This window comes from Proteinivorax tanatarense (assembly GCF_040267685.1).
Taxonomy (GTDB): Bacteria; Bacillota; Proteinivoracia; order Proteinivoracales; family Proteinivoracaceae; genus Proteinivorax; species Proteinivorax tanatarense.
This window is the reverse complement of the sequence record NZ_CP158367.1, coordinates 2814017-2839134: the sequence shown is the minus strand read 5'-3', so window position 1 is coordinate 2839134 and position 25118 is coordinate 2814017. Positions and strand designations below refer to the sequence as shown.

Annotated in this window: 23 protein-coding genes; 20 read left to right on the top strand and 3 right to left on the bottom strand. The window is 37.2% G+C overall.

The features are described from left to right. Positions 1–7: 7 nt before the first annotated feature. Together PRVXT_RS13780 and PRVXT_RS13775 are read left to right on the top strand one after the other, a co-directional pair. Positions 8–286, top strand: coding sequence for a hypothetical protein (locus PRVXT_RS13780; RefSeq protein ID WP_350343434.1), 279 nt, complete (start codon positions 8–10; stop codon positions 284–286). A 416-nt stretch (positions 287–702) separates the two neighbouring features. Further along, entirely contained in the window at positions 703–2790 is a 2088-nt protein-coding gene (locus PRVXT_RS13775) for a prolyl oligopeptidase family serine peptidase (RefSeq protein ID WP_350343433.1), read from the top strand. A gap of 107 nt (positions 2791–2897) precedes the next feature. On the opposite strand, the gene PRVXT_RS13770 is transcribed toward PRVXT_RS13775, so the two are convergent. Next, a complete protein-coding gene (locus PRVXT_RS13770) occupies positions 2898–3560 on the bottom strand; it encodes a 3-oxoacid CoA-transferase subunit B (RefSeq protein WP_350343432.1) in 663 nt (220 codons plus the stop codon). After that, a complete protein-coding gene (locus PRVXT_RS13765; RefSeq protein WP_434064299.1) occupies positions 3560–4207 on the bottom strand; it encodes a CoA transferase subunit A in 648 nt (215 codons plus the stop codon). Before PRVXT_RS13765 ends, PRVXT_RS13770 begins: the two co-directional genes overlap by 1 nt. 552 nt (positions 4208–4759) lie before the next feature. Between PRVXT_RS13765 and PRVXT_RS13760 the strand changes: the two genes are divergently transcribed. The 16 genes from PRVXT_RS13760 to PRVXT_RS13685 all read left to right on the top strand — a co-directional run bounded on the left by PRVXT_RS13760 (position 4760) and on the right by PRVXT_RS13685 (position 22516). Next, positions 4760–5125 carry a holo-ACP synthase gene (locus PRVXT_RS13760; RefSeq protein ID WP_350343430.1) on the top strand — a complete coding sequence of 122 codons (366 nt, stop codon included), beginning with the start codon at positions 4760–4762 and terminating at the stop codon, positions 5123–5125. Positions 5126–5129: 4 nt separating this feature from the next. Further along, on the top strand, positions 5130–6647 hold the full coding sequence (locus PRVXT_RS13755; RefSeq protein WP_350343429.1) for an NAD(P)H-hydrate dehydratase: 1518 nt from the start codon (positions 5130–5132) through the stop codon (positions 6645–6647). A gap of 50 nt (positions 6648–6697) precedes the next feature. Beyond that, on the top strand, positions 6698–7144 hold the full coding sequence (locus tag PRVXT_RS13750; protein ID WP_350343428.1) for a CBS domain-containing protein: 447 nt from the start codon (positions 6698–6700) through the stop codon (positions 7142–7144). A 29-nt stretch (positions 7145–7173) separates the two neighbouring features. After that, positions 7174–7689: a hypothetical protein gene (locus tag PRVXT_RS13745; protein WP_350343427.1), complete on the top strand. Its 516-nt coding sequence runs from the start codon at positions 7174–7176 to the stop codon at positions 7687–7689. A 148-nt stretch (positions 7690–7837) separates the two neighbouring features. Beyond that, on the top strand, positions 7838–8941 hold the full coding sequence (alr, locus tag PRVXT_RS13740; protein WP_350343426.1) for an alanine racemase: 1104 nt from the start codon (positions 7838–7840) through the stop codon (positions 8939–8941). Positions 8942–9041: 100 nt separating this feature from the next. Then, on the top strand, positions 9042–9302 hold the full coding sequence (locus PRVXT_RS13735; protein WP_350343425.1) for a CopG family ribbon-helix-helix protein: 261 nt from the start codon (positions 9042–9044) through the stop codon (positions 9300–9302). 5 nt (positions 9303–9307) lie between these two features. After that, entirely contained in the window at positions 9308–9658 is a 351-nt protein-coding gene (locus PRVXT_RS13730; protein WP_350343424.1) for a type II toxin-antitoxin system PemK/MazF family toxin, read from the top strand. 199 nt (positions 9659–9857) lie between these two features. Further along, the gene (locus PRVXT_RS13725) at positions 9858–10556 is read left to right on the top strand and encodes a gamma-glutamyl-gamma-aminobutyrate hydrolase family protein (RefSeq protein ID WP_350343423.1); all 699 of its coding nucleotides are present in this window, start codon (positions 9858–9860) and stop codon (positions 10554–10556) included. Between the two features lie 14 nt (positions 10557–10570). Next, a complete protein-coding gene (locus PRVXT_RS13720) occupies positions 10571–11596 on the top strand; it encodes an asparaginase (protein ID WP_350343422.1) in 1026 nt (341 codons plus the stop codon). Positions 11597–13600: 2004 nt separating this feature from the next. Continuing rightward, entirely contained in the window at positions 13601–14119 is a 519-nt protein-coding gene (locus tag PRVXT_RS13715) for a cell wall hydrolase (RefSeq protein ID WP_350343421.1), read from the top strand. 344 nt (positions 14120–14463) lie between these two features. Beyond that, positions 14464–15624 (top strand): DUF362 domain-containing protein, encoded by a 1161-nt coding sequence (locus PRVXT_RS13710; RefSeq protein WP_350343420.1) that lies wholly within the window; start codon positions 14464–14466, stop codon positions 15622–15624. 16 nt (positions 15625–15640) lie between these two features. After that, complete coding sequence (locus tag PRVXT_RS13705) at positions 15641–17788, top strand: Tex family protein (protein ID WP_350343419.1); 2148 nt, start codon at positions 15641–15643, stop codon at positions 17786–17788. A 77-nt stretch (positions 17789–17865) separates the two neighbouring features. Next, positions 17866–18693, top strand: a complete 828-nt coding sequence (locus PRVXT_RS13700; protein WP_350343418.1) for a Nif3-like dinuclear metal center hexameric protein — start codon at positions 17866–17868, stop codon at positions 18691–18693. Between the two features lie 852 nt (positions 18694–19545). Further along, a complete protein-coding gene (locus PRVXT_RS13695) occupies positions 19546–20562 on the top strand; it encodes an ABC transporter permease (RefSeq protein WP_350343417.1) in 1017 nt (338 codons plus the stop codon). Then, on the top strand, positions 20562–21851 hold the full coding sequence (locus tag PRVXT_RS13690; RefSeq protein ID WP_350343416.1) for a hypothetical protein: 1290 nt from the start codon (positions 20562–20564) through the stop codon (positions 21849–21851). The genes PRVXT_RS13695 and PRVXT_RS13690 overlap by 1 nt, the downstream gene beginning before the upstream one ends. Continuing rightward, a complete protein-coding gene (locus PRVXT_RS13685; RefSeq protein ID WP_350343415.1) occupies positions 21851–22516 on the top strand; it encodes an ABC transporter ATP-binding protein in 666 nt (221 codons plus the stop codon). The genes PRVXT_RS13690 and PRVXT_RS13685 overlap by 1 nt, the downstream gene beginning before the upstream one ends. Before the next feature lie 672 nt (positions 22517–23188). On the opposite strand, the gene PRVXT_RS13680 is transcribed toward PRVXT_RS13685, so the two are convergent. Then, complete coding sequence (locus PRVXT_RS13680) at positions 23189–24103, bottom strand: helix-turn-helix domain-containing protein (RefSeq protein WP_350343414.1); 915 nt, start codon at positions 24101–24103, stop codon at positions 23189–23191. Between the two features lie 282 nt (positions 24104–24385). On the opposite strand from PRVXT_RS13680, the gene PRVXT_RS13675 reads away from it, so the two are divergent. After that, positions 24386–24535 carry a hypothetical protein gene (locus tag PRVXT_RS13675; protein WP_350343413.1) on the top strand — a complete coding sequence of 50 codons (150 nt, stop codon included), beginning with the start codon at positions 24386–24388 and terminating at the stop codon, positions 24533–24535. A 217-nt stretch (positions 24536–24752) separates the two neighbouring features. Beyond that, positions 24753–25031 (top strand): hypothetical protein, encoded by a 279-nt coding sequence (locus PRVXT_RS13670; RefSeq protein ID WP_350343412.1) that lies wholly within the window; start codon positions 24753–24755, stop codon positions 25029–25031. Positions 25032–25118 lie beyond the last annotated feature (87 nt).

Genomic DNA, 25118 nt, shown 5'->3' with positions numbered 1-25118 from the left:
GGTCGCTGTGTCGGATATAACCAAGCAGAGCAAAAGGAAAAAAGAGCAGATGTTGCAAAGGTTGACACAGAGGTCAACCACTACCCCTTTGGGGATAAGGAAGCAACCCCATATAAAACTAACACCAACTACCGATAGGAAAACGACTGGTCGCTGTGTCGGATATAACCAAGCAGAGCAAAAGGAAAAAAGAGCAGATGTTGCAAAGGTTGACACAGAGGTCAACCTCTACCCCTTTGGGGATAAGGAAGCAACCCCATATAAAACTAACACCAACTACCGATAGGAAAACGACTGGTCGCTGTGTCGGATATAACCAAGCAGAGCAAAAGAAAAAAAGAGCAGTGTTACTAAGGTTGACACAGAGGTCAACCTCTACCCCTTTGTGGATAAGGAGGCAAACCCCATATAAAACCAACATCAACTACCGATAGGGAAACGACTGGTCGCTGTGTCGGATATAACCAAGCAGAGCAAAAGGAAAAAAGAGCAGTGTTACTAAGGTTGACACAGAGGTCACCTCTACCCCTTTGTGGATAAGGAGGCAAACCCCATATAAAACTAAAACCAACCCTCGATAGGGTAGTGGCCGGTCACTGTGCCGGCCATCATTTAAAGCATTTAACGGGGTTTTAAAATATAAAAGTCAAGGATTGTAAAGCTTGCAATCGCCTAATGGTAAAATTTTAGAGGAGGGAAAACATGAAAAGGGAAAATGTAAAAGAAAATTTTTTTGGAACAGAGGTCCATGACCCGTACAGGTATCTTGAAAATCCGGAAGAACCATTAACTAAAAAATTTATTTCAGAAGAAAACAAAAAAACTCAAAAATTCATCAAGGGTCCATTGCATCAAAACATAACAGAAGAACTTAAAGAACTTTATAATTATAGTAAAACTTCACTACCTACTATAACAAAAAACTACTACTTTTACACCGAAAACCCCGGGCTTTTAAATCAAGGAATTTTGTATAAAGTAAACAAAGAAACTAAAGAAAAACAAGAAGTTCTCAACCCCAACACAATTGAGAAAGACGGAACTGCAGCTCTAACAAACTATACCATATCCCCTGACGAAGAATATATAGCTTACACAATTTCAAAAAGCGGAAGTGATTGGCAGACTATATATATCAAAAACCTGAACAACATGGAGCATACACAAGAAAAACTTAAATGGTGTAAGTTTACCAATATGGCTTGGCATCCAGATGGGAATGGGTTCTACTATAGCAGATTTAGAGATCCCAATACTGTGGAGCCTGGGCAGGAAAGCTACCACAATAAAGTTTATTTTCACAAAGTAGGAACGAGACAAAAGGAAGATAAACTAATTTTCCAACTTCCCGATAAAAAAGAGCTTAGTTTTCATCCCTTTGTAACAGAAGATAATAAATATTTAATTTTGTATATTTCTGAAGGAACTAAAAGAAATAATAGGATTTATATCAGAGAGATTAACAGTGAAAAGTTTATTAAGTTATTGGATAAAGCGGATGCCTCATATTTTCCTGTTGCCACCCATGGAGATAATATCTACATCCGAACTAATCTCGATGCCCCGAAAGAAAGGTTAATATCTATTAACCTGCAAAAACCAATGAAAGAACATTGGGAAGAAATTATAGGAGAGCATTCCACTAAAGTTATGACTGATGTTAAATTGGTAGGCGATAATTTTTTGGTTACTTATATGGAAAAAGCTCAAAATTTATTGGAACTATTTAACTTAAAAGGACATAAAGATAATGAAATAAAGTTGCCTAGTATAGGGACAGTAGCCGGTGTGTCTTGTCGGCAAAAGTCCTCAGAGGTATTTTACGCTTTTACCTCATTTTTTACTCCCATGACAATATATTCTTTTGATTTAGATAGCCAAAAGAGTATAGAGTTTAATTCACCAAAACTAGAATTTAACCCAAAGGAATTTGAAACAAAACAAGTTTTTTATACTTCTAAAGACGGAACTAAAGTACCTATGTTTATCACATATAAAAAAGGCATCGAACTAGATGGTAGAAATCCTACTGTTCTTTGGGGGTATGGCGGCTTTAATATTAGTATTACCCCAAACTTTGCACCACAGCAAATTATGTGGCTCAAAAAAGGTGGAATCCATGCTGTAGCCAATTTAAGAGGTGGAGGAGAGCTAGGTGAAGAGTGGCATAAAGCAGGAATGCTAGAAAATAAACAAAATGTTTTTGATGACTTTATAGCAGCCGGTGAATACTTGATAGAAGAAGGTTACACTTCCGCATCTAAGTTGGCAATATCCGGCCGTAGCAATGGAGGGTTGCTGGTGGGGGCTTGTATGACCCAAAGACCAGAATTATTTGGAGCGGTTATTTGTGGTGTACCTGTGTTAGATATGCTAAGGTTCCATAAGTTTACCGTAGGAAGATATTGGACCGGTGAATATGGAAACGCCGAAAAAAACAAAGAACACTTTAAATTTATGTATAAATACTCCCCTCTTCATAATGTAAAAGATAACGTAGAATATCCAAAGACATTAATTTTAACAGCGGAAGTGGACGATAGAGTGGTTCCCGCCCATGCACTCAAATTTGCTGCAACGCTAAAACATCATTATAAAGGAGATAATCCTATTTTGCTAAGGGTGGAAGAAAAAGCCGGGCACGGCATGGGTAAACCAATTTACAAGATTATAGAGGAGCAAGCAGATACTTATACATTTTTGCTTAAAGCTTTAGGGGAAGTAAATGAAACTAGTGAGCAAAAGGAAGAGTCACAACTGTCAACTAACAATCAAATAGAAGAGAGCTAAATACTTTTGATCATGGCTTTATTATCAGAAGTGATTATAATTCGTTTATAATTTTGCTTTTAGTTCAATAAAGAAAAGGCATCACCTTATTAGGCGATGCCTTTTCTTTACTCACCAAAAGTTTTTAAATCCTCGTCAATAATCAACTTGGCTTGGGTGTTTTTCTGTACTTCTTCCACGGTTGTATTAAAGGCAATTTCTTTAAGAAGCAACCCTTTCTCTGTAACTTTAATTACCGCCATATCGGTAACAATTAAATCAACTTCTTCAGCTGCTGTAAGAGGTAAAGAGCATTTCTTCAATATTTTAGGACTGCCATCTTTTGACACATGTTCCATAGCAAGTATAACTTTTTTCGCTCCAGAAACCAAATCCATAGCACCTCCCATGCCAGGAACCATCTTTCCAGGAATCATCCAGTTGGCTAGGTTTCCTTTTTCATCTACCTCTAAAGCTCCTAGAACAGTGGCATCTACATGTCCTCCTCGAATGATAGTAAAAGATGTGGCGCTATCAAAAAAGGCTCCTCCTTTTCTTATGGTGACTGGTTGCCCACCTGCATTAGTTAAGTCTTTATCTTCATCACCCTCCATTGGTGCAGAACCAAGACCTACAAATCCATTTTCTGACTGAAGCACTATATCTATCTCTTCTGGGATGTAATTTGCCACCATAGTAGGCATTCCGATACCAAGGTTAACAACATCCCCATCTTTAAACTCCTTAGCTATCCTTTTTACAATTATCTCTCTACGTTGTTTTTTATCCATTATTCTTCCCCCCTAACAACCATATCAACAAATACTCCTGGAGTCATAACTTCATCAGGATCAATTGCTTCTACAATTTCTTCTGCTTCTGCAATCACTAACTTACCTGCAGTAGCCATAATAGGGTTAAAATTTCTAGCAGCTTTACGGTAAACTAAATTTCCATACTTGTCGGCTTTATAAGCTTTAATAAGAGCCACATCAGCAGTTATAGGTTTTTCTAACAGAAATTTTTTGCCGTCTACTTCTATAACTTGTTTGTCTTTTTCCACCACAGTGCCGATACCTGTAGCTGTCAGTACGCCGCCCAGTCCAGCGCCTCCAGCTCTAATCTGTTCTGCTAGTGTTCCCTGAGGAACTAACACAACTTCAGTTTCACCGCTATGCATTTGTTTTCCAGTCTCTGGATTTGTACCTATGTGAGTAGCTACCACCTTACGCACCCTTTTATTAGCAATTAGCTCTCCTACACCCCTATCTGGAAAACCAGAATCATTTCCGATAATTTCTAAGTCTTTTAATTCTTTTTCCAAGATGCCACTAACCAACATTTCTGGTGTTCCAACATTTAAGAATCCACCAATTAAAAAACTTTGCCCATGATCTAGTTTAGATAAAGCTTGCTCAACACTTACCATCTTGCCCAACATAACCACTCCTTTTATAAAGAATTGATAAAAAGCACGTTAAAAAACTGTCTTTCAATTATATTCTAGCAAAAACTTTGCCAATTTTCCAAAGCCATTTAAGAAGATGAGTTGTACTAGTTAAAGAATACTGGTTGTTATGGATGACAGGGCCTATCCATTTTTGTTTTATTAAGATTATAACCATAAAGTTAAAGACAAAGCCGAGTTTTAGTTATAAAAACCAACTGTGCGATTCAAAAAAGAATCACTTGATTCAAAAGTGTTTCAAATTTAACATTAAGAATTTCCCCATTTTAAAATATAATTCTTTTATTTAACATATCATACTTATATATTAACAAAAAGATGCTTTTATTTGAGTCAAAGGTAATTATGTGATAAAGTATTTTTCAAAGAACGACTTAAGATTGTTAGCTTTAGGCTCAGATGATAAGATTTTTGCTATGTATTTCGGGGGTTGAAATCATTTATAAAAACGCTGTTATATCAAACAGTTGCAGAGCAGCTTTGTAATTGCCTATCTCAGTTCACTTTGTAAGGAGGGAAGCAATGATATTTGGAGTGGGTACAGATATTATTGAAATATCAAGAATAAAAAAAGTATATAACAAACGAGGTCTTAAAATTTTAAAAAGACTTTTTACGCAGCGAGAAATCGATTCCATGAACTTAACTGTATCAACTGTAGCAGGACGATTTGCAGCAAAAGAAGCGGTTGTAAAAGCTTTGGGAGTGGGTATTGGTTTAGTTAGCTGGAAAGATGTTGAGATAATAAAAGATAGGTTAGGGAAACCTAGAGTATATCTCAGAGGCAATGCCCAAAAACGGGCAAGGTCATTGGGAGTTTCTCGAATACATCTCAGTATTAGCCATTCTAAATCAAATGCCATCGCTTATGTAATTGCTGAGGGGTGATTTGATGAAATTAGCAAGTTCAGAAAATATTAGGTTTATAGATAAAGAAATTGAATATAAACACAATACTCCTTCCATAGTTTTAATGGAAAATGCCGGTAGAAGTATAGCGGAAAAAATGACTCAGCTTTTTTCTAAACAAAGTAAAATTTGTGTTTTAGTGGGAAGCGGAAATAACGGTGGTGATGGTTTAGTCGTTGCAAGACATTTGCTAAATAACGGGTGCCAAAAAGTACATGTAGTGATATGTTCAACCAGCCTATCCAAGGATGGGCAAACAAACTATGATATTTTAAAAACCTATAGGGATGTTGAAATCTACACAATTAAGACCTTAGAGAAAGCCAAAAAAATCCTATGGTCCAGTGAAGTTATAATTGATTCATTATTGGGCATAGGTGTAAACAAGGAAGTTACAGGAATATATGCTGAAATTATTGATTTAATCAATCAAAAAAAAGATGCTAAAGTAATTAGTGTTGATATTCCTTCTGGATTGAAGGCTTGTGGATCTTTATCTAAATGGCCTACAGTAAAAGCCGATCACACAATCACCTTGGAGTTTCCCAAAGAAAATATGCTAATATATCCTCATAAAAAGGTAGTGGGAAAACTACATGTGGTAGATATTGGAATTCCAAAGATGGTGAGGGATAGAGTTAGACCGAGTAGCTATCAGGTTACAGCAAACTTTGTTAAAAAGCTACTTCCTAAACATAGGGAAGATAGTCATAAAGGTGATTATGGAACAGGTATTGTTTTAGGTGGAAACACAAATATGGCTGGTGCAGTGAAGCTTTCCTCTTTAGCCGCTGTTAGAATGGGTATAGGAGTGTTACATACAATAGTTCCCAATGAAATAAAAAATACTGTTCAAAACTATATGCCTGAAAATATTACATGGGCAATAGACTATTCCAAAAGCCGAAGCTCTTTAAATGATACCGCAAAAGTTTTAACAAAGTCAGATGCCATGGCATTAGGGATGGGTATGGGCACAAAAAGTAATGACCAATTCTTTGAAAAACTTATTTTAAGCTACAAAAAACCATTGGTGGTGGATGGAGACGGTTTAAACTTACTTTCAAAGTTGCCCAAGGGAGTTATTAAAAGCAACTGGGTGTTAACACCTCACCCTAAGGAAATGTCAAGATTGACGGGGTTAGAAGTTAGCGACATTGTAGAAAATCCAGTTGAAGTATGTAAACACTACAGTAAACAGTTTAACTGCACATTAGTGCTAAAAGGAGCTAGTACTGTCATCTGTAGTCCAAAGGGCATAGCTTTTATCAATACTTCTGGCAACAAAAGCTTATCTAAAGGGGGAAGTGGAGATGTTTTGACGGGTGTAATTCTATCGCTGATTTGCGCCGGAGCTACACCGTTAGCAGCTGCTATATCTGGTGTTTATATACATGGGTTAAGTTCTGATTTATTACTAGAAAGCCAAAATTACAGAGGGATACTGCCTTCGGATGTGGCCAACCATCTGCCTAAGGCAATTAACAGTATAACTCAATAAACGAATATTTATAAACAAATAAGTTATAATTAAAAAAAGGGGGACAAATCATGAAAGTTTTAGAGGTTATGAATAAAGAGGTTGTGTCAATTAGTAAAGACGCTTCAGTGGAAGAGGCTACAAAACTTATGATAGAAAAGTCAGTAGGAGGATTGCCAGTTGTTGATGGTGAAAACAAAGTAGTGGGGATGATCACAGAAAAAGATTTGCTGACAAGGCATAAAGAGTTTGTTCCACCACCTTATGTAGATATTTTAGGAGCTTTTGTTTACCTTGAAGATCCAACAAGAGCAAATGAAAGACTTAAAAAATCTCTATCATCTTCAATAGAAGATGTGATGAGCACCCCAGTTTTTTCTGTAAATCCTGAAGATGATGTACAATTAGTTTTGGGTTTTATGGTAGAGCAAGGCTTTAATAGAATACCTGTGGAAGAAGAGGAGAAGCTAGTAGGGATTGTTTCAAGGGGAGACATTCTAAAAGGTCTAGCAAAGTGAGGCTAGCCTAAACAAGGAGGAAAAACCCGTTGAAATTGACCCTGTTAATGGTAGTTGTGTTACTAGCGCTGCCAGGATGCTCTTTTGACGCCGATGATATATCTCATCTCATAGATGAACATGTAAAAGACATGGAAGAATATGAAGCAGAGTATACTTTAACAGAAAATGGGCAAAAATTTAAGGTCATAGAAAGCTACCAGGATAGCGGTAACTATCACAAAATTGTCGTTATATTTCCTGAAAGACAGAAACAGATTATCGAAAGGAAAAGTGATGAGGTTACTATTTCTTTTTATCCAGCTGAATTTACAAAAAAGGTGCATATAAACGACTTTGATACCCCCCAATACACTTATGTAAAGACAGTGAAAGCTTTGTCCAGCTTGCTTAATCATGTAGATGATACTCAACCAAATGTAGCTATATTTGGAGAAAATCAAGAAGGCAAAGTTTACTTTGACAAACGCTCGGTTCAAGCTATTGAACTAAATTGGGGTGGTAAGGAGTATAAGTTAGAATTTCAAAAGCTGATAGTAAATTGAAGCTCGACACCTAAGTGTTGAGTTTCTTTATTTTTAGTTGATGTTGAAATATATTTGTTATATTTCTGTCAAATAAGGAGGAAAATTAACAAAAATGACGAATTGATTTAATAATTGTAAAATACTGTTTTGATTAGGAGGTGTTTTATTGTATAGGCCAACCTATGTAGAGATAGATTTAAAAAATATTAGTTATAACTTAACAGAACTGACAAAAAACCTACAACCCGACACTAGAGTTATGGCTGTTGTAAAAGCTGATGGGTATGGGCACGGCAGCGTCGAAGTATCTAAAGCGGCTATAAAAGCAGGAGCTACAGATTTGGCCGTTGCAACTGTTGAAGAGGGCATAACTTTAAGAAAAAATGGTATAAAAGAGCCAATTTTAATTTTGGGACTTGTCCCTGTTAGCAGTGCATCAGCATTAATTGAGTATAGTCTTACTTCCACAATATATGATTTAAAAATTGCTGAAGAGCTAAATAAAAGAGTTAATAAATCCGTAGCTGTTCACGTTAAAGTAGATACAGGTATGCATCGTCTAGGAGTGTTGTGGAATGAAATTAATTCTTTTCTACATCGTTTAAAAGAACTTAAAAATATACAAGTAGAAGGAATTTTTAGCCACTATTCCAACGCTGATGACAACAACAGCAATTACTCCAATGTGCAAAGGCAAAGGTTTTTGGAGGTTATCGAAAATTTGCCGTATAATATTCCCATAAGACACATATCTAATAGTGCAGGGGTGATAGAAGGTTTGAGTTGCATACCCAAATGCAACATGATTCGTTTAGGCATTGTTTTGTACGGGCTTTATCCATCCCAGCTCCAGTTGGATAAAGTAAACCTAAAACCAGCTATGAAACTAAAAACAAAAGTAGCCTCTATAAAACAAGTTGAGGAGGGGGCCCCCATCAGCTACGGATTAACATACAAAACCCCTTGCACAACTAAAGTTGCTACACTGCCTATAGGTTATGCTGATGGTTACTCTCGATTGCTATCTAACAAAGCCTGGGTGGAAATAAAGGGCTTTAAGGCTCCTGTTTTAGGCAGCGTATGTATGGACTATATAATGGTGGATGTTACTAATATACCAAGCATATCATTGGATGATGAAGTAAATGTGATGGGAGGTGTATCAGAAAACTGTATTAGTGTGGATACTGTGGCAGAAATGGTAAATACTATTAACTACGAGGTAGTTTGTTCAATTTCTAATCGTGTGCCAAGAATTTACAAGAAATAACCCCCCAAAACTTATTGCATTAGTTACTATTTATATGTATAATAACTTCTATATGTGTATATTGTATAGAAGAAAGTTGATTGTTACAGGAGGTGCCTACATGGCAGAAACGCGGGAAATAACAGTAAGTGTTCCTGATAACTTACTTCAAGAACTTGATGCTCTAGTGGGTAAAGAAAACTTAGATCGGAGCCAGCTTATTAGAGAAGCAGTAAAATTATATATTTGTGAAAGGCAAAGAAGACAACTTCGTGATAAACTTCAAAGGGGATATCTTGAAATGTCGGAGATTAATTTGTCTTTAGCAAATGAAGCTTTTGATGCGGAAAATGAAGCTGAAAAGATGGTTTGCGGAGCGTAGTAAAAATGGCTGTTAAACGGGGAGACGTATATTACGCTGATTTAAGTCCCGTAGTTGGTTCTGAACAGGGGGGAATAAGGCCTGTATTGGTTATACAAAATGACGTAGGCAATAAATACAGTCCTACTGTTATTGTAGCTGCCATCACTTCTCAAATTAGCAAGGCAAAGCTGCCTACACATGTGGAGGTAGGAGTTGAGTTTGGGCTGGAAAAAAAGTCGGTTATTCTGCTAGAACAACTCCGCACAATAGATAAACAGAGATTAAATGAAAAAGTTGCTCATTTAGGTAGTGATATGATGGTAAAGGTAGATGGAGCTATACAAGTGAGTCTAGGCTTATTGAATTTAGAATAGTTTAAAGAGGCGGATAATCCGTCTTTTTTGCTGTCTAAGTTTAATTACTAAAGCATTAATTTTATGTTAATTCAAATTCATTACAAAGGAATTTAACAGTGAGTTATAGAATATATAACTTTAGAGTACCTAAATAATATTACTAGTTGAATTAGTCTAGGGATTACGGCACAGATACTTTTTGGAGAGGAGTGTTTGTATGAAAGCCCCGTTAATAGGCATTACTTCAGTTTACGACTATAATAAAAATGTTCATTGGTTAGGAGATGATTATTGCTCCGCTATTAGTCAATGCGGTGCGGTACCAGTGGTCATACCATCTTCATTGCCACATAAACAGATTTTAGCTTTGGCTAATCACTTAGATGGACTGTTACTCTCGGGTGGTGATGATGTTAATCCACTTTCTTTTGCGCAAGAACCGGTGCCAGATATGGGTATAGTAGACCCGTTAAGAGACAATTTGGAACTTACATTGACGAAAGAATTTATGAGAACAGACAAACCTATTCTAGGTATTTGTCGAGGGTTGCAAGTAATTAACATTGTATTAGGTGGTACTATAATTCAAGACTTGCCTTCTCATACAGGAGAATGGATTGGTCATAGCCAAAAGGGGACACGGGCTTATGCTAGTCATTCAGTAGACATAGAAGAAAATACTTTGTTGCGAAGTATTATAGATAAAGACACAATTTATACCAACTCTTTTCATCACCAAGCTGTAGATAAGGTTGGTAAAGACTTGATTATAAACTGTAGAAGCAAAGATGGTTTAATAGAAGGACTAGAACATACTGAAAAACAAATCTTAGGAGTTCAATGGCATCCAGAGAATTTATGGAAAAATACCGAGGAAAATATAAAATTATTTAACTGGCTGGTTTCAAATTGCTAAGGGAGGCAAAAAATATGGGAAATGGTAATGTATTAGTAGAAGTAACTAGAGGAACTATAACAGAAAGTCAGCACAGGGGAAATATTGCAGTGGTAAATAGCAAGGGAGAACTTGAATATTCAGTAGGGGATCCCCAACTAGTTAGCTATTGGCGTTCATCGGCTAAACCGATACAGGTTATACCGGTGGTGGATAGTGGAGCTATGAAAGAATATGGAATAACAAAACGTGAATTAGCTTTATTTTGTTCATCACATTCCGGGGAAGATATCCATACACAGGGAGTTTTCTCCGTATTGGACAAACTAGGGTTTACTGAGCAGGAGTTAGATTGTGGTTCTCATCCTCCATTAAATAAAGAAGCTGCAGCAAAATTAAAGGACTCCAATAAAAAAGAAACTAATGTACACTGTAACTGCTCCGGTAAACACTCTGGAATGTTAGTTCTTTGTAAGAAAAGGGGTTATGATATAAAAAATGATGATTATACCTCTTTAAACCATCCTTTGCAGCAGGAACTACTAGAAATATCTGCCAAATTTTGCAAATACCCCAAAGAAGATATCGTAATTGGCATAGATGGATGCGGTGTTCCGGTATATGGGATGCCTATATTCAACTGGGCCTTAGCCTATAGTTATTTGGCTGACCCTAAGGAAAATGAACTAATAGAGGAAAATGTCATACAAACAATTACAGATGCAATGATAGAAAATCCTGATATGGTTGGTGGGACAGATAGGTTTTGCACTGACTTAATGAAAGCTGGAAATGGAAATTTAGTTGCTAAAGCAGGAGCTGAAGGGGTCTATTGTGTAGGAATAAAAGACCAAAAGCGCGGCATAGCAGTAAAAATGGAAGATGGTATGCCAAGAGGAAGACAAGCAGCAGTAGTGGAGACTCTGAGACAATTAGGAGCTTTAAGCGAAGTACAACTAAAAGAGCTGAAAGAATACCACATGAAAGAAAACAAAAACCACAGAGATGACATTGTAGGCCTAATAAAACCTATTTTCAAGCTAAAGTCAGACAGCTTATAAACACTTATCTTTGTTGTAAAATGGCTACCAAGACCAGTTGCATATTTTTACACGTTCCTGCTCTGGTCTAAGAATCTACTATGTTTAAGTAGTATAGTGAGGACGGAAACTTAATTAAAACATAAGCAGAGGATTTTAAGCTGCCATATAAACCTTGGCAAGGCCCATCTTTAAAAAGATACTTCGACTCAAAATAACATAAAAACACTTACTACCCCTTGCTATGCTAAAGGACGGAAATACAATATTTTATTAATCTTCCTCGCAGAGGTAGCTGTGCTAACCCGTCAACATATGGCTAATACAAAAATTGAAGCACAAATATTAGAACCCTCCACATCTACGATGATTTTAAACTCTGGTGAAAGACTAAACGCAAGGGGCGGCTAGTAGATAAATACTAATAACTGTTTGTTATATTACTGAGGTTTGTAAAGTAATTTTTCCTAAAACTATTAAGTAATGACATAAATAACTAAAACCACCTAATTAGGTGGTTTTATTACTATAATTCTCTAACCTAAACACCCAAACTTTAAGGGGAATGAATACCCAAATATCCTACCAAACCAAGATAATAATATTTAAACAGGGTATGCCCACTAAAAAACAATTAAAGAGCTTGTCCGAGCATGTGGCTAATTTTGTTATGTTTTTTAGGATGGTGAAAGGCAAAAAAAATTTCAACCTACCACTTTTAGATTACTTATCACCTCTACTCAGCCAGCCCAATACACTATCAACCATAAATGCTGGGCGACACAGAGGTCGCCCACTACCCCGCTATGGGGGAACTCTTATCCTCCACCTTTTACAAGGTAGTGGTCGCACCACCGTGCCGACCATAACCCAAGATATAGCTTACCAAAGATGATAAATATAGAAATAACAGCTAATTTTACAATACATATTCTCCAATTAAGAACAAAGGTAGTTACACAAACTTACCATCCCTTTCAACTTACTACCTCTACCCAGACAGCCCAATATATACTATCAACCATAAATGCTGGGCGACACAGAGTTCGCCCACTACCCCGCTATAAGGAACACATCCTCCACCTTTTACAAAGTAGTGGTCGCGCCACCGTGCCGACCACTACCCAAGATGAGCTTGCCCAAAAGGGGAAAAATACAGAAATAACAGCTAATTTTACAATACATATCTCCAATTAAGCACAAAGGTAGTTATACAAACTTACCATCTCTTTCATCTTACTATCTCTATTTAGACAGACAGCCCAATATATACTATCAACCATAAATGCTGGGCGACACAGAGTTCGCCCACTACCCCGCTATAAGGAACACATCCTCCACCTTTTACAAAGTAGTGGTCGCGCCACCGTGCCGACCACAACCCAAGATGAGCTTGCCCAAAAGGGGAAAAATACAGAAATAACAGCTAATTTTACAATACATATCTCCAATTAAGCACAAAGGTAGTTATACAAACTTACCATCTCTTTCATCTTACTATCTCTATTTAGACAGACAGCCCAATATATACTATCAACCATAAATGCTGGGCGACACAGAGTTCGCCCACTACCCCGCTATAAGGAACACATCCTCCACCTTTTACAAAGTAGTGGTCGCGCCACCGTGCCGACCACAACCCAAGATGAGCTTGCCCAAAAGGGGAAAAATACAGAAATAACAGCTAATTTTACAATACATATCTCCAATTAAGCACAAAGGTAGTTATACAAACTTACCATCTCTTTCATCTTACTATCTCTATTTAGACAGACAGCCCAATATATACTATCAACCATAAATGCTGGGCGACACAGAGGTCGCCCACTACCCCGCTATAAGGAACACATCCTCCACCTTTTACAAAGTAGTGGTCGCGCCACCGTGCCGACCACAACCCAAGATGAGCTTGTCACTCATCGAGAACTCCTAAATCACCTCTATAAATTGTACAAAATAATGAGAAACTGTATCATATGGGCGATATAAAAGTAATATGTAATAAAAGTAGAGGGGGAGTGTTTAATGAAAATAACTGGTTTAAAAAATATAGTCGGAAAGATACACAAAACAAATGAAACTTCAAAAACAGGTTATAAGTCAAAAAATCCCGACACTATAAGTGCTGACAAAAACCACAAAAAAGAAAACGATGATAAATCCGCAGAATTAGAGTTAACAGAAAAAGAAGTAGATTTAATAGCAAAAATAGTTATGGCAGAAGCAGAAGGTGAATCCTTTGAAGGAAAAATTGCTGTAGCTAATGTAGTATTAAGCAGAGTAAACAGCGAACTTTTTCCTAACACAGTGGAAGAGGTAATATATCAACCAGGGCAATTTATTCCAATTGCCAACAATAGCTTTAACAAAATAAAGGCTAATGAAGAATGTCTTAAAGCAACCCATGAGGCCATCCAGGGATATTGGGCAGTGCCAGATGGAACATTATTTTTTTTAAACGAAAATAAAGTAGTAGCGCTGCCAAAGTTTTTACAAGGTAGAGAACTTGCCAAGAAAATTGGTAATCATAGTTTTTACTTTTAGTTTAGCTGGGAGTATATAAACACAATCTTTGTTTTGTAGTTGTAGGGCACTCATCAACCAAAAAAGAAATGAGGTTACGAGTGTCCTGCACAATTTTACGGGATATATGATTTTTACAGTGGATAAATGATGTTAACTTATTTCGAAGTGTTACCTATGTCCGACTGAGCATTTCAGTATGTATTTATAAACTACTTACCTGACTACAATTAAGCATTTCCTATCCAACCATCTTCTATCCAACTAGCCCTTCCCCCCCCCCCAACTTTCCCTAACCATTCTAAAATGGTATAATAAAGGAATTACAGTAGCTTTTGCCATTATATAATTTGAGGTGATGCATAATGTCTAAGGTAGCTATTACAAGGTCGGCAGACTATGAGCCTAAAAACGTCCAACAAGCTATGGAAGAAGGATTTGAGCTGCTAGGTGGTGTAGAAAGATATATAAAGCCTGGTCAAAAGGTGCTCCTTAAGGTTAACGTGCTAAGCGCCAAAAAGCCGGAGCAAAACGTAACCACCCATCCCCAGGTTATCGGCCAGCTTATAGACATACTACACAACCACGGCTGCGAGGTTTTAGTTGGCGACAGCTCCGGCGGCAACATGGTGGAGGGTAACCCCACCGAAAAAGCCCTTAAGATAACCGGCATCGCCGATGTTGTTAAAGAAAAGAAAGCAAAGCTTATAAACTTTGACAACCAAGGGGTGGAAATTTTACAAGGTGGCGATGTATTTCCCAAGCTGTATGTAGCAAAGCCGGTGCTAGAAGCGGACGTTGTTATCTCGGTGGCAAAGTTTAAAACCCACGGCCTTACCCTTATGACCGGCGGAGTCAAAAACATGTTTGGCGCAGTACCAGGTCGGCAAAAGGCCAACTACCATAAAGAAGCTCAAACAATCGACAGCTTTTGCAGAGGACTTGTAGAGCTATACTCAGCGGTAAAGCCTCATTTTACCGTAGTGGACGGAATCATGGCTATGGAAGGAAACGGCCCCTCTGCAGGAAAATCAAAATACTGCGGTACAATTGTAATGTCGCCAGATGCCATAAGTGCTGACAGAGTGCTAGCAGATATTTTAAACTGCGGATATAAAGATGTGCTGACAACATGTTACGGAGCGGAAAAAGGACTAGGTGTGGGCAAACTAGAGGATATTGAAATTTTAGGCACCCAGCCCAAAGAATTAGGTATAACCCCCTTTGTCCTTCCCAACACCAAAATGGTGTCAAAACTGCCCGGCTTTTTGACCTCAATGGCAGTAAGCCTTATGCAGGTTATCCCTGACATAGAAGATGAAGGCTGCACCGGCTGCTCTTTTTGTATAAACAGCTGCCCTGTAGATGCTATGGAGCTTAGCGAAAACAAAAAGGCGGTAATCGACTATGACCATTGCATAAGCTGCTACTGCTGTCACGAGCTTTGCCCTCAAAAAACTATAGAGCTTAGGCATAACAATAGATTAGGTAAACTAGTGTCAAAACTGCTTAACAGAAGATTATAAAGAGAGGATTGATAACATGGAAGAAATTATTAGTATTGTAGTGGGGCAAACAGGGCTTTCCAAAAAGTCAGTAAAAGAGACCATAGCCCTGATAGATGATGGCAACACCGTACCATTTATAGCCCGTTATCGTAAGGAAATGACCGGAGGTCTGTCAGAGGAAGAAATCCGTAAAATCGCCGAAGTTACAGAGTACCAAAGAAACCTCCATGAAAGAAAAGAAGAAGTACATAGACTAATTACAGAACAAGGCAAAATGACAGAGCAGCTTAAAGAAGCTATCTATGCATCCACAAAGCTTCAGCAGCTAGAGGATATCTACCGCCCATATAGGCCCAAAAGAAACACCCGCGCTTCTAAAGCTAAAGACTTAGGCCTTGAGCCACTAGCCGACAGCCTGCTTTCAGAAAATACCCCATGGCAAGAACTTGCCGCAGCATACATAAACGAAAAAGTAGAGACAGAAAAAGACGCCCTACAAGGTGCCTTAGACATAATTGCAGAAAAAATAGCTGACAAAGGAGAAAACCGAAAGTTTGGCAGAAGCTTCATGTTCGATAACGGAGTTATAAAAACCACAAAGGTTAAAAAGGCAGAGGAAGACTCCCCCTATGAGATGTACTACGATTATTCCGAACCCATCAAAAAGCTTCCTCCCCACCGTACATTGGCAATTAACCGTGGAGAGAAGGAGAAGTTTTTAAAGGTGACTTTAGAGACCGATAAAGATAGATTTTTTGACAAGCTATGGCAAAAAAACCTACAAGATACTCCAGATGTCAACAAAGAGGTTTTGCAAGAATCACTAAAAGATTGCATCAACCGCCTCCTTCTTCCAGCTGTGGAGCGAGATATTAGAAAATCGCTGACAGAAACAGCCCACCAAGGAGCGTACAAAATATTTACCGCCAACTTAAAATCTTTACTTCTTCAATCCCCAACCAAAGGGGCCACAGTGCTGGGAGTTGACCCGGCATATCGTACAGGCTGTAAGCTAACAGTAGTGGACCCTACAGGAAAGGTTTTGGCTATAGACAAAATCTTCCCCACAAAACCTTATATGAAAATAAAAGAGTCCACCAAAAAAGTGGAACAGCTTTTAGATAAGCACCCTATAAACGTAATCGCAATCGGAAATGGCACCGCTAGCCGGGAAACAGCAGAGTTTATCGGGGAAATCGTGCAAAAACGAGAGGGGATCGCCTACACCATAGTGGATGAAGCAGGAGCTTCTGTTTACTCTGCATCTCCCCTAGCAAAAGAGGAGTTTCCCGACCTAGACGTAGCGGAGCGAAGCGCCATCTCCATCGCTCGTAGGCTGCAAGATCCACTAGCTGAGCTTGTAAAAATAGCTCCAGAGTCCATCGGTGTCGGCCAATACCAACATGACATGGACCAAAAAGAGCTAGCATCTTTATTAGGTGGAGTTGTAGAAGACAGCGTTAACAAAGTTGGCGCCGACTTAAACACCGCTAGTCCATCTCTTTTGGGATATATCGCCGGGATTAAAAAAGCACAAGCCAAAGCGATCGTTAAAATGCGAGAGGAAAATGGTGAGTTTACAAACAGAAACCAAATTAAAAAAGTGCCTCGCCTAGGGGATGCTACCTTTAAACAATGTGCCGGCTTTTTGAGGATAAAAGATGGAGATAACCCACTAGACAACACCTCCGTCCACCCGGAAAGCTACGCTGCAGCTAAAAAGCTTATGGAAAAGCTAGGCTACTCCCTAGAAGAACTGGCGGAAAAAGGTTCGCTGTCAGATATTAACGACAGGCTAAAAGGTATAGACACTGTAGAGCTAGCCGGCGAGCTAGAAATTGGCGTGCCAACCTTTAAAGATATCGTAGAGGCCCTCCAAAAGCCGGGACTTGACCTGCGAGAAGATTTAGCAAAGCCGCTATTTTTATCGGGAGTTATGCAAATAGAAGATTTAGAAGAGGGAATGATAGTAAAAGGTGTCGTTAGAAACGTAGTGGACTTTGGCGCTTTTGTAGACATCGGAGTAAAGCAAGCAGGACTTGTTCATATATCTGAAATGGCGGAGCGCTACGTAAAGCATCCGCTGGAGGTTGTCTCCGTTGGCGACACAGTTTCTGCAAAAATTATCGGTGTGGACATAAAAAAAGGAAGAATTGCTCTAAGTTTGAAAGGAGTTTCATAGACTAATAGAGAAGTATTTAGAGTAGCTAAATTTAGGCAAACTGCCTATAAGATAAAATAAAGGGAGGAATATATTACATGAATACTAAAGAAGTTATGGACATAGCGCTAGAGCTAGCTGGGCTGGAAGAAACTCCAGAGGACTCCGGGATAATTGTTGAAGGCGAAAACATCAAAAAGATCGCTATCGGTGTAGACATGGAACTTTCGGAAATGATGCTAGCAAAAGAGCTAGGGGCAGACCTTGTAATTACTCACCATCCATCCGGTGGAGCTCCTCGCATCAACCTACACAAAGTAATGAAAAATCAAATCGACAGCATGGTAAGAGCGGGAGTGCCAATCAACAAAGCCCAAAAAGCCCTGGGAGAAAAAATGGGCCAAGTAGAAAGAGGACTTCACGTATCCAACTATGACAGAGCTGTTTCCGCAGCCAAACTACTTAAAATGCCATTCATGGCTATCCACACTCCTGCAGATATTTTAGCTGAAAGAACAGTACAAGAGCTTATCGACGAAAAGTTAGCTGACAACCCAAAAGCGAAGCTTAGCGACGTAATCGAAGCCCTAGAAACCCTGCCAGAGTACCAAAGAACAGAAGCTAAACCTGTTTGTCGCGTAGGAGCAAAAGACGATTACGCTGGCAAAGTATGTGTAACCATGGCTGGTGGAACCGGTGGTGGAGTAAATGTACACAAAGCATACTTCGAAGCAGGTGTAGGCACAATAGTAGCTATGCACATGCCAGAAGATGTAATCAAAGCTGTTAAAGAACAAAACATAGGAAACATCCTAGTAGCAGGCCACATGGCCAGCGACTCAGTAGGAATCAACAAAATCTGCAAAGCCTTAGAAGATAAGGGTGTAGAGGTTATTAGGATGAGTGGGGTAATAGATCCAAACTAAAAAAAGGTGACCTTTTGGTCACCTTTTTTTAGTTTGGATCGGTAGTTGGAGGTGGGAAGTTGGAAGTGAGTAATGGGAGTTTGGAAGTGGGAAGATTGAGGAAAAGATGCAAGCCCAAGTGTAGAGGGGAATTCATTCCCCGGATACGATAGGAGGACGAAACCAATTCCATCAGGGCAACCATGTCAGCAGGCAATGAATTACCTGCTACTTGACAGGGGCATGTTTAATATGCCTGTGTTTTATTAGTTTGTTTTTTCTCCATAATATTTGTAGCGATTACAACTTATGCTTTTACAAGCTTGTTTCTTCAAAAGTTAAAACACCACTTTTTCAAAAGCCGCTTTAATCATCGATTTTGGTGATACTTAGCTACCCCCTTTGCCGTAGTATAAAAAGAATATACCCCGTAAGTTTTAAATTTTAGATATAAAATTGTATAAGGCTTCAAACTAACATTAACTCTCAGGAAAGAAAACTTTCCTGAGAGTTAATGGACTTTTTTCATGATTTGACATATTATGAATTTAAATCATAATATCTACTATAAAATAGTAATATTTTCTTTATTATTTTTTTTAAAACTACTTTTATAAGCTGTTCCAATGGTACAAATAATACTATTCTTGAATTAGCATTTCTTGCTGATGTATAAAGTTTATATTTAGTTGATATTTTTCCCTATTGACACACTTTTAATTTTCCTGAGTTGAAAGTGAGTTGACAGGAGGGGACATTTGTAAGTTCTATGAAAAAAGTAAGCGTGTTTGTGTTTAGTAGTTTTTTGCAACTATATCATTTAACAAGCATTCTATTAAATTAAAGTTTATTAAAAATGAGGGATAATTGGTAATGAAAATGAAAGTAAATGTTATGTCAGTTTTTATTATTGTTATTTTTACTGCTATATGTGTAACGTCTATTGCATTAGTTACTTCTATACAAGAAAAAAATATTCTACATAGAGTAAGCAGAGGTGGATTTAGTGAAAGTGCAATTCAATTTATGTTCACTGATCCAGGTACTGAAGATATAACAGAGCTATTTGATGTTATTGAAAATCAAGAGCAAAGCAATTTTGCTTTGATACATCAGATTGACTACAACTTAACGGAAATATATATAAAAGGTAAGTACAATAATCCGCCGATGCTATCAGGACGATTCTTGAAAGAAACTGATTTTGCTAAAGACAAAAAGTATGCTGTGATTGGCAGAAACTTATTAGACTATGTTGTAGAAACGGATAAAGGAAAAAAAATTGAAGTAGAAGGTGCTGGGTTATTTAAAGTTATTGGGGTGATGGGATATAAGGTTGATACTCAACTTGATGATATGGTAGTTGTAAATGCCGATAGTTTTAATTTTTATAGGCAAAATTCTATTTACATGATTGACGCACATTCTCAAGAAGAGGAAAATGCTTCTTTGGATATTTTTAATGAAATATCTGCAAAAATGGGGGATGGGTTAGTAAAAATGGATATAGAATCTGAAGGTACTGATAGGATTATAAGTCAAATAGTTAGCAATACCTTGATTTATGGTTTATTGATGCTAATTTTTGTGGTTTGCAGCATAACTATATCTTATGAATGGATAAACAAGCAGAGGCGAAATATAGCTGTAATGCGATTGATTGGCTGGAGTAACAATAGACTAAGGTTAACAATTTATAGAAGTTATTTTGGGTTTGTCTTTATAGGGGCACTTTTAGGGATAATTATCATGAGGTTGTATAACGGACATTTTACTTCACCAAAGACCCTAGCAGTAATTATTATAGTAAAAATACTTTTTGGTTGGTTAGCTACTATAGCGCCAACTAAAAAGATGCTTGCAATTTCAGTAGATGAGGTAATGAGGTGATGAAAATTTTAAATATAGACTTAAAAATTTCTATAAGAGAGATTGCTAGAGACATTAAGAAAAACCTGTTTGTAAGTTTTGTGCTAATTTTACAATGTATTATTTGCTTTACCTTGCTATCAATAGTTGTCGCCAATGCTTATTTTGCTCACCTTGATACTTACCCCTTAAAAGAAGTAGCTGAAAAAGACAGGTATGTTCTTATTGATAACGTTGGTACCGGTATGTCTTTAGGAGAGTATGAAAATTCAATAATGGAATATAAAAAGCTTTATGGATTTGTTAACGAGCTTCGTAGCCTAGAGAGTATTGAGTTCATAAACGTTGTTAGGCAGCCTATTCTTGTTGCTATCCAATCGCATAATATACCTGATAAATTTATGTTTCAATATGAAGAAGGAAGTCCAATTTCACCAGAGATAATAAATGGAATAAAACATATTGATGTTAAAAGTGTGCAAGTATCGCAAAATGTCTTTAAGGAGTTTGGTGTTGAAGTAGATACGGGGAGAGGGTTTTCTGATACAGATTATATTTTAGAGGACAATAAGATAAGTGTCATTTTAGGAAGTGAGTATAAAGACATCTTTAGCGTAGGAGATATTTTTGAAGGTCACTACTTATCTGATGAAGCTATGTATTTTGAAGTGGCTGGTTTTTTGCCCCAAGATACATATATATTGCAAAATGGGAATATTTTGTATTTGGATAGATACGTAGTTCTTCCTGCATTTAAAGAATATAATTATGAAAAATTTCAGGATATTGCTCAGTTTGCGTTATTGCAGCAGTCAAATGGGGTTATAGTTTCAAATGACCCAGACCTAAATGTAACTAAGCTTGTAAATTCCCTTTCTGATAAATACGGAACCTTAAAATTTGAAGTCCATGCAATTGATTCAACACAGCTTTTTAACTTAGTTAATATATCCAGAGAAGTAGTAAAAAAGTTAGCAATTGTCTCTGTTATAGTTACCATCTTTACTGTAATAGGGATAACTGTAACAATTTTATCTAGAATTAGAGAAAACTATTATCGCTATGGTGTTCACTTAATATGTGGTGCCACTTCTGATTACATTTTTGTAGAAATGGTTGGGCTAATACTGTTTATCATTTTTTCAGCTTTTTTTGTATCATTACCTTTTTCTTTAATTTTAACAGGTCTTGGAATTCAACAATTAATAGTTTTTATTGTTGCCTTGGTAATCAGCGCACTAGTGAGTCTGCCAGCTTTTATAGCCATAAAAAATATTAAGGTAAGTCAACTAATAAGGAGGAAAGAATAGTGGATATAATTAAGTTAAATAACATTAGCAAGGTTTACGGCAAAAATAACGCAAAGGTAGGAGCTCTTAAAAACATATCACTTAACATAAAACAAGGTGAGTTGATTTCAGTTGTAGGAAAAAGTGGATGCGGAAAATCCACTTTGTTAAATATAATTGGTGGATTAGATATCGCTAGTAGTGGGGAATACACCTTTAAAGATAAAAAAGTTAGCAATCTTAAAACTAATGAACTGGCGAAATTTAGAAGTGAAAATATTGGATTTATTGTTCAACATTTTGCGCTAATTAACGATATGACAGTATTTGAAAACGTTGCTTTACCGTTAAAATACAATAAAAAAAGTAGTAAAGAAATAAAAAGGACTGTTATGGAAATTTTAGAAGAAATGGAGATACTAGAAAAAGCATCTAGTTACCCTACTCAAATATCTGGTGGTCAATGTCAAAGAGTAGCTATAAGCAGAGCTTTAGCTTGTAAACCATCAGTGATTCTTGCTGATGAACCAACAGGAGCTGTAGATGAACAAACGGGATTACAGATACTCGAAACCTTTAAAAGATTAAACAAACAAGGTATAACGGTAATTATAGCAACTCATGATAAAGAAATAGCTAATTCATGTAACAGAGTAATAGAAATGAAAGATGGGATGATTATTTAAATAAGTTAATGAAAAGCTTAAGAAACTTTTTATGGTATCCACTCTCTTATTGACTATAATATCAAGCGTGATAGAAAGCAGAGGCTAATCCAATTAGAACAACAAACTATCACTCAAAACGTAGAGGAGAATTCATTCTCCGGGATACGGTAGGAGCCGAAAGTCAGTCCCATTAGAGTAAATGATGACCGCAGGCAATGAATTACCTGCTACGATTCAACCACTTTCCCACCTCCAACTTTACACTACCCATTACTCAATCGGGATTTCATTCCCCGGAATGTGATAAAAGCCGAACCTGTCAAAGCGAATGATGATCGCAGGCAATGAATTACCGCTACGATTGATAAGTGTAAGCATCTCCAACTAGAACAACTGAATTACCACTCCAGACGTAGAGGAGAATTCATTCTCCGGGATACGATAGGAGCCGAAAGTCAGTCCCATTAGAGTAAATGATGACCGCAGGCAATGAATTACCTGCTACGATTCAAGCACTTTCCCACCTCTAACCTCACACTACCCATTACTCAATCGGGAATTCATTCCCCAGGATGTGATAGGAAGCTGAAAGCCAATCCCAATCCTCTCAACCAAAGTGGCGGGCTTCATAATAAAAATGATAAATAAAGAAACAAGGGTGTTTCCTACATTGAGAAATACCCTTGTTTTTTATTGTAGTTTCACTCCAAAATACTTGTAGCAGTTTTCAGTCATTGACTTTTCAAGGTTTCTTTCTCCAAAAAACTTACAAAAAAACACCGCTTTTTCAAAAGCTTCTTTATAGTCCTCGATTCCTAAATAATACTGGGCTACCCCTTTGCCAAAGTATAAAAAGGATATACCCTGTAGGTTTTTGGTTTCTATACAATAATCTATGCCCAATTGGCTGTAGTGCAATGCTTTTGTATAATCTTTCTTTCTTCTATAAACACCGGCTGAGTTATGGCATATTTGCGGATACATACTGTTGGTTTCATCCACTTTTTCAAAACAAAACTTCATAAGGTTTTCGTACTTTTGCTGTCTTTTTAACTTATGTAATACAAGACCTATGTTCATTAAAATTCTAATCTCCAGCTGGGAGTAATGGCATAACTTATAATCCTTCAAAACAAAGCTAGGGGTAAAAACCTTCATGGCATCACACAATGCTTTTAGCCCTTTATTATATTTTTTATCTTTTTTATATAAAAGAACTCCTTTAGCTAACAGAAGAAGTTGAATGATTTCCTTTTTAAAAAAATCGTTTTTCACATCATCCAGCAACCTTTGTAGATTCTCCATTTCCAACTCTAGACCGTCTAAATCATTTCTATCAAACATTAACTCCACCTTTTGTTTAGTCTGTGAATACTTAGAAAAGTCTTTCACTCTAAACTCAGCTAGCAGTTTACTTAAATCATACTTTAATATAGGCGATAAACTTTCTAAAGTATCTAATTTAGGTGTAACCTTTCCTTGCTCCAATCTTTTTACAGTTTCCACATTAACACCTGATAAATCTGAAACTTCACATTGGGTTAACTTCTGTTGCTCTCTTAGCTCTCTGACCTTTTCCCCAAACAAAAGAAGCTCATACGGCATAAACTTTCCTCCCTCAAAACTCTTTAAAGCGATAGTAAAATCTTAGAGCGCCTGATAAAAATAATGCACAAAAAATATATATACCCCACCTTCTTTGAGTTTTCTGAAAAGTGATGCAGTAGCTTTAACAATACTTGGCTACCTTATCCTAAGCAGAGCTTTTTAAGGATACTTTGCAATTATATGAAAAAGATACTTTAAAGCATTTTACATTTTTGAATTTACTTATTATTATAACATTAAAGAGTGAAAAGAGTAACTTGCAAGGGGGGGAGATTATAAATGAAAACAAAACTAGGATTACTTTCGATTGCTTTGGCATTTGCTACTTTCATCAGCTTAAACGCTATGCAACTAGACAACGAAATTATTATTGTAGAAGATGAGGAACCTGAATATGAATGGAACACAATTGGTAATCAGCTTCTTTAGCCCTTAAAGTGCTTACCAAGCGAGCAACAGATGGTTATAAAAATACGCCGGTATCAAATAGAGAACACTTAGGCTTAAAGAACATTATTCTTCTTATGTAAGTAACTTTCCCTACAAAACAGCATTTACATAGTTCTGGGAATGTAAATGATAATCTTCTTACCAGAGAGAAGAGTTGTTGTACTAGGGAGATAAAAAATAAGAGGGGGAAAATAAGATGTTTAAGAAAAGATTGATGATGGTTACAGCATTGGTATTAGGGGGATTGTTTTTCTTTGGAGCAATGCCTGTGGAAGCTGCAGAGGAGCCTGTGGAAACTATGTCGTATCCACTCAGGATAATGGTTGAGAATATTCCAGATGACAATATAAATAGCGATGGGTATGCAACATACCGCTGCCCTAATACTGGGGAATGGTACCATGGTTACGTATCCGGAAACTCCGGACTCTTGTTTCATGTATCCCTTGGATACCCACCATCACCACATTATTAAATTTAAAAAAGCTCTTCTTTTTAGAAGAGCTTTTTTAACATAAATAAAGAGTACACAAGAAAGGGTGAAAAGAGTGGGGTTAGGACT

Coding starts and splice junctions, on each gene's coding strand:
- PRVXT_RS13775 (WP_350343433.1), top strand. CDS start 703: ATGAAAAGGGAAAATGTAAAAGAAAATTTTTTTGGAACAGAGGTCCAT.
- PRVXT_RS13770 (WP_350343432.1), bottom strand. CDS start 3,560: ATGGATAAAAAACAACGTAGAGAGATAATTGTAAAAAGGATAGCTAAG.
- PRVXT_RS13760 (WP_350343430.1), top strand. CDS start 4,760: ATGATATTTGGAGTGGGTACAGATATTATTGAAATATCAAGAATAAAA.
- PRVXT_RS13755 (WP_350343429.1), top strand. CDS start 5,130: ATGAAATTAGCAAGTTCAGAAAATATTAGGTTTATAGATAAAGAAATT.
- PRVXT_RS13750 (WP_350343428.1), top strand. CDS start 6,698: ATGAAAGTTTTAGAGGTTATGAATAAAGAGGTTGTGTCAATTAGTAAA.
- PRVXT_RS13735 (WP_350343425.1), top strand. CDS start 9,042: ATGGCAGAAACGCGGGAAATAACAGTAAGTGTTCCTGATAACTTACTT.
- PRVXT_RS13730 (WP_350343424.1), top strand. CDS start 9,308: ATGGCTGTTAAACGGGGAGACGTATATTACGCTGATTTAAGTCCCGTA.
- PRVXT_RS13725 (WP_350343423.1), top strand. CDS start 9,858: ATGAAAGCCCCGTTAATAGGCATTACTTCAGTTTACGACTATAATAAA.
- PRVXT_RS13720 (WP_350343422.1), top strand. CDS start 10,571: ATGGGAAATGGTAATGTATTAGTAGAAGTAACTAGAGGAACTATAACA.
- PRVXT_RS13715 (WP_350343421.1), top strand. CDS start 13,601: ATGAAAATAACTGGTTTAAAAAATATAGTCGGAAAGATACACAAAACA.
- PRVXT_RS13710 (WP_350343420.1), top strand. CDS start 14,464: ATGTCTAAGGTAGCTATTACAAGGTCGGCAGACTATGAGCCTAAAAAC.
- PRVXT_RS13705 (WP_350343419.1), top strand. CDS start 15,641: ATGGAAGAAATTATTAGTATTGTAGTGGGGCAAACAGGGCTTTCCAAA.
- PRVXT_RS13700 (WP_350343418.1), top strand. CDS start 17,866: ATGAATACTAAAGAAGTTATGGACATAGCGCTAGAGCTAGCTGGGCTG.
- PRVXT_RS13695 (WP_350343417.1), top strand. CDS start 19,546: ATGAAAATGAAAGTAAATGTTATGTCAGTTTTTATTATTGTTATTTTT.
- PRVXT_RS13690 (WP_350343416.1), top strand. CDS start 20,562: ATGAAAATTTTAAATATAGACTTAAAAATTTCTATAAGAGAGATTGCT.
- PRVXT_RS13680 (WP_350343414.1), bottom strand. CDS start 24,103: ATGCCGTATGAGCTTCTTTTGTTTGGGGAAAAGGTCAGAGAGCTAAGA.
- PRVXT_RS13675 (WP_350343413.1), top strand. CDS start 24,386: ATGAAAACAAAACTAGGATTACTTTCGATTGCTTTGGCATTTGCTACT.
- PRVXT_RS13670 (WP_350343412.1), top strand. CDS start 24,753: ATGTTTAAGAAAAGATTGATGATGGTTACAGCATTGGTATTAGGGGGA.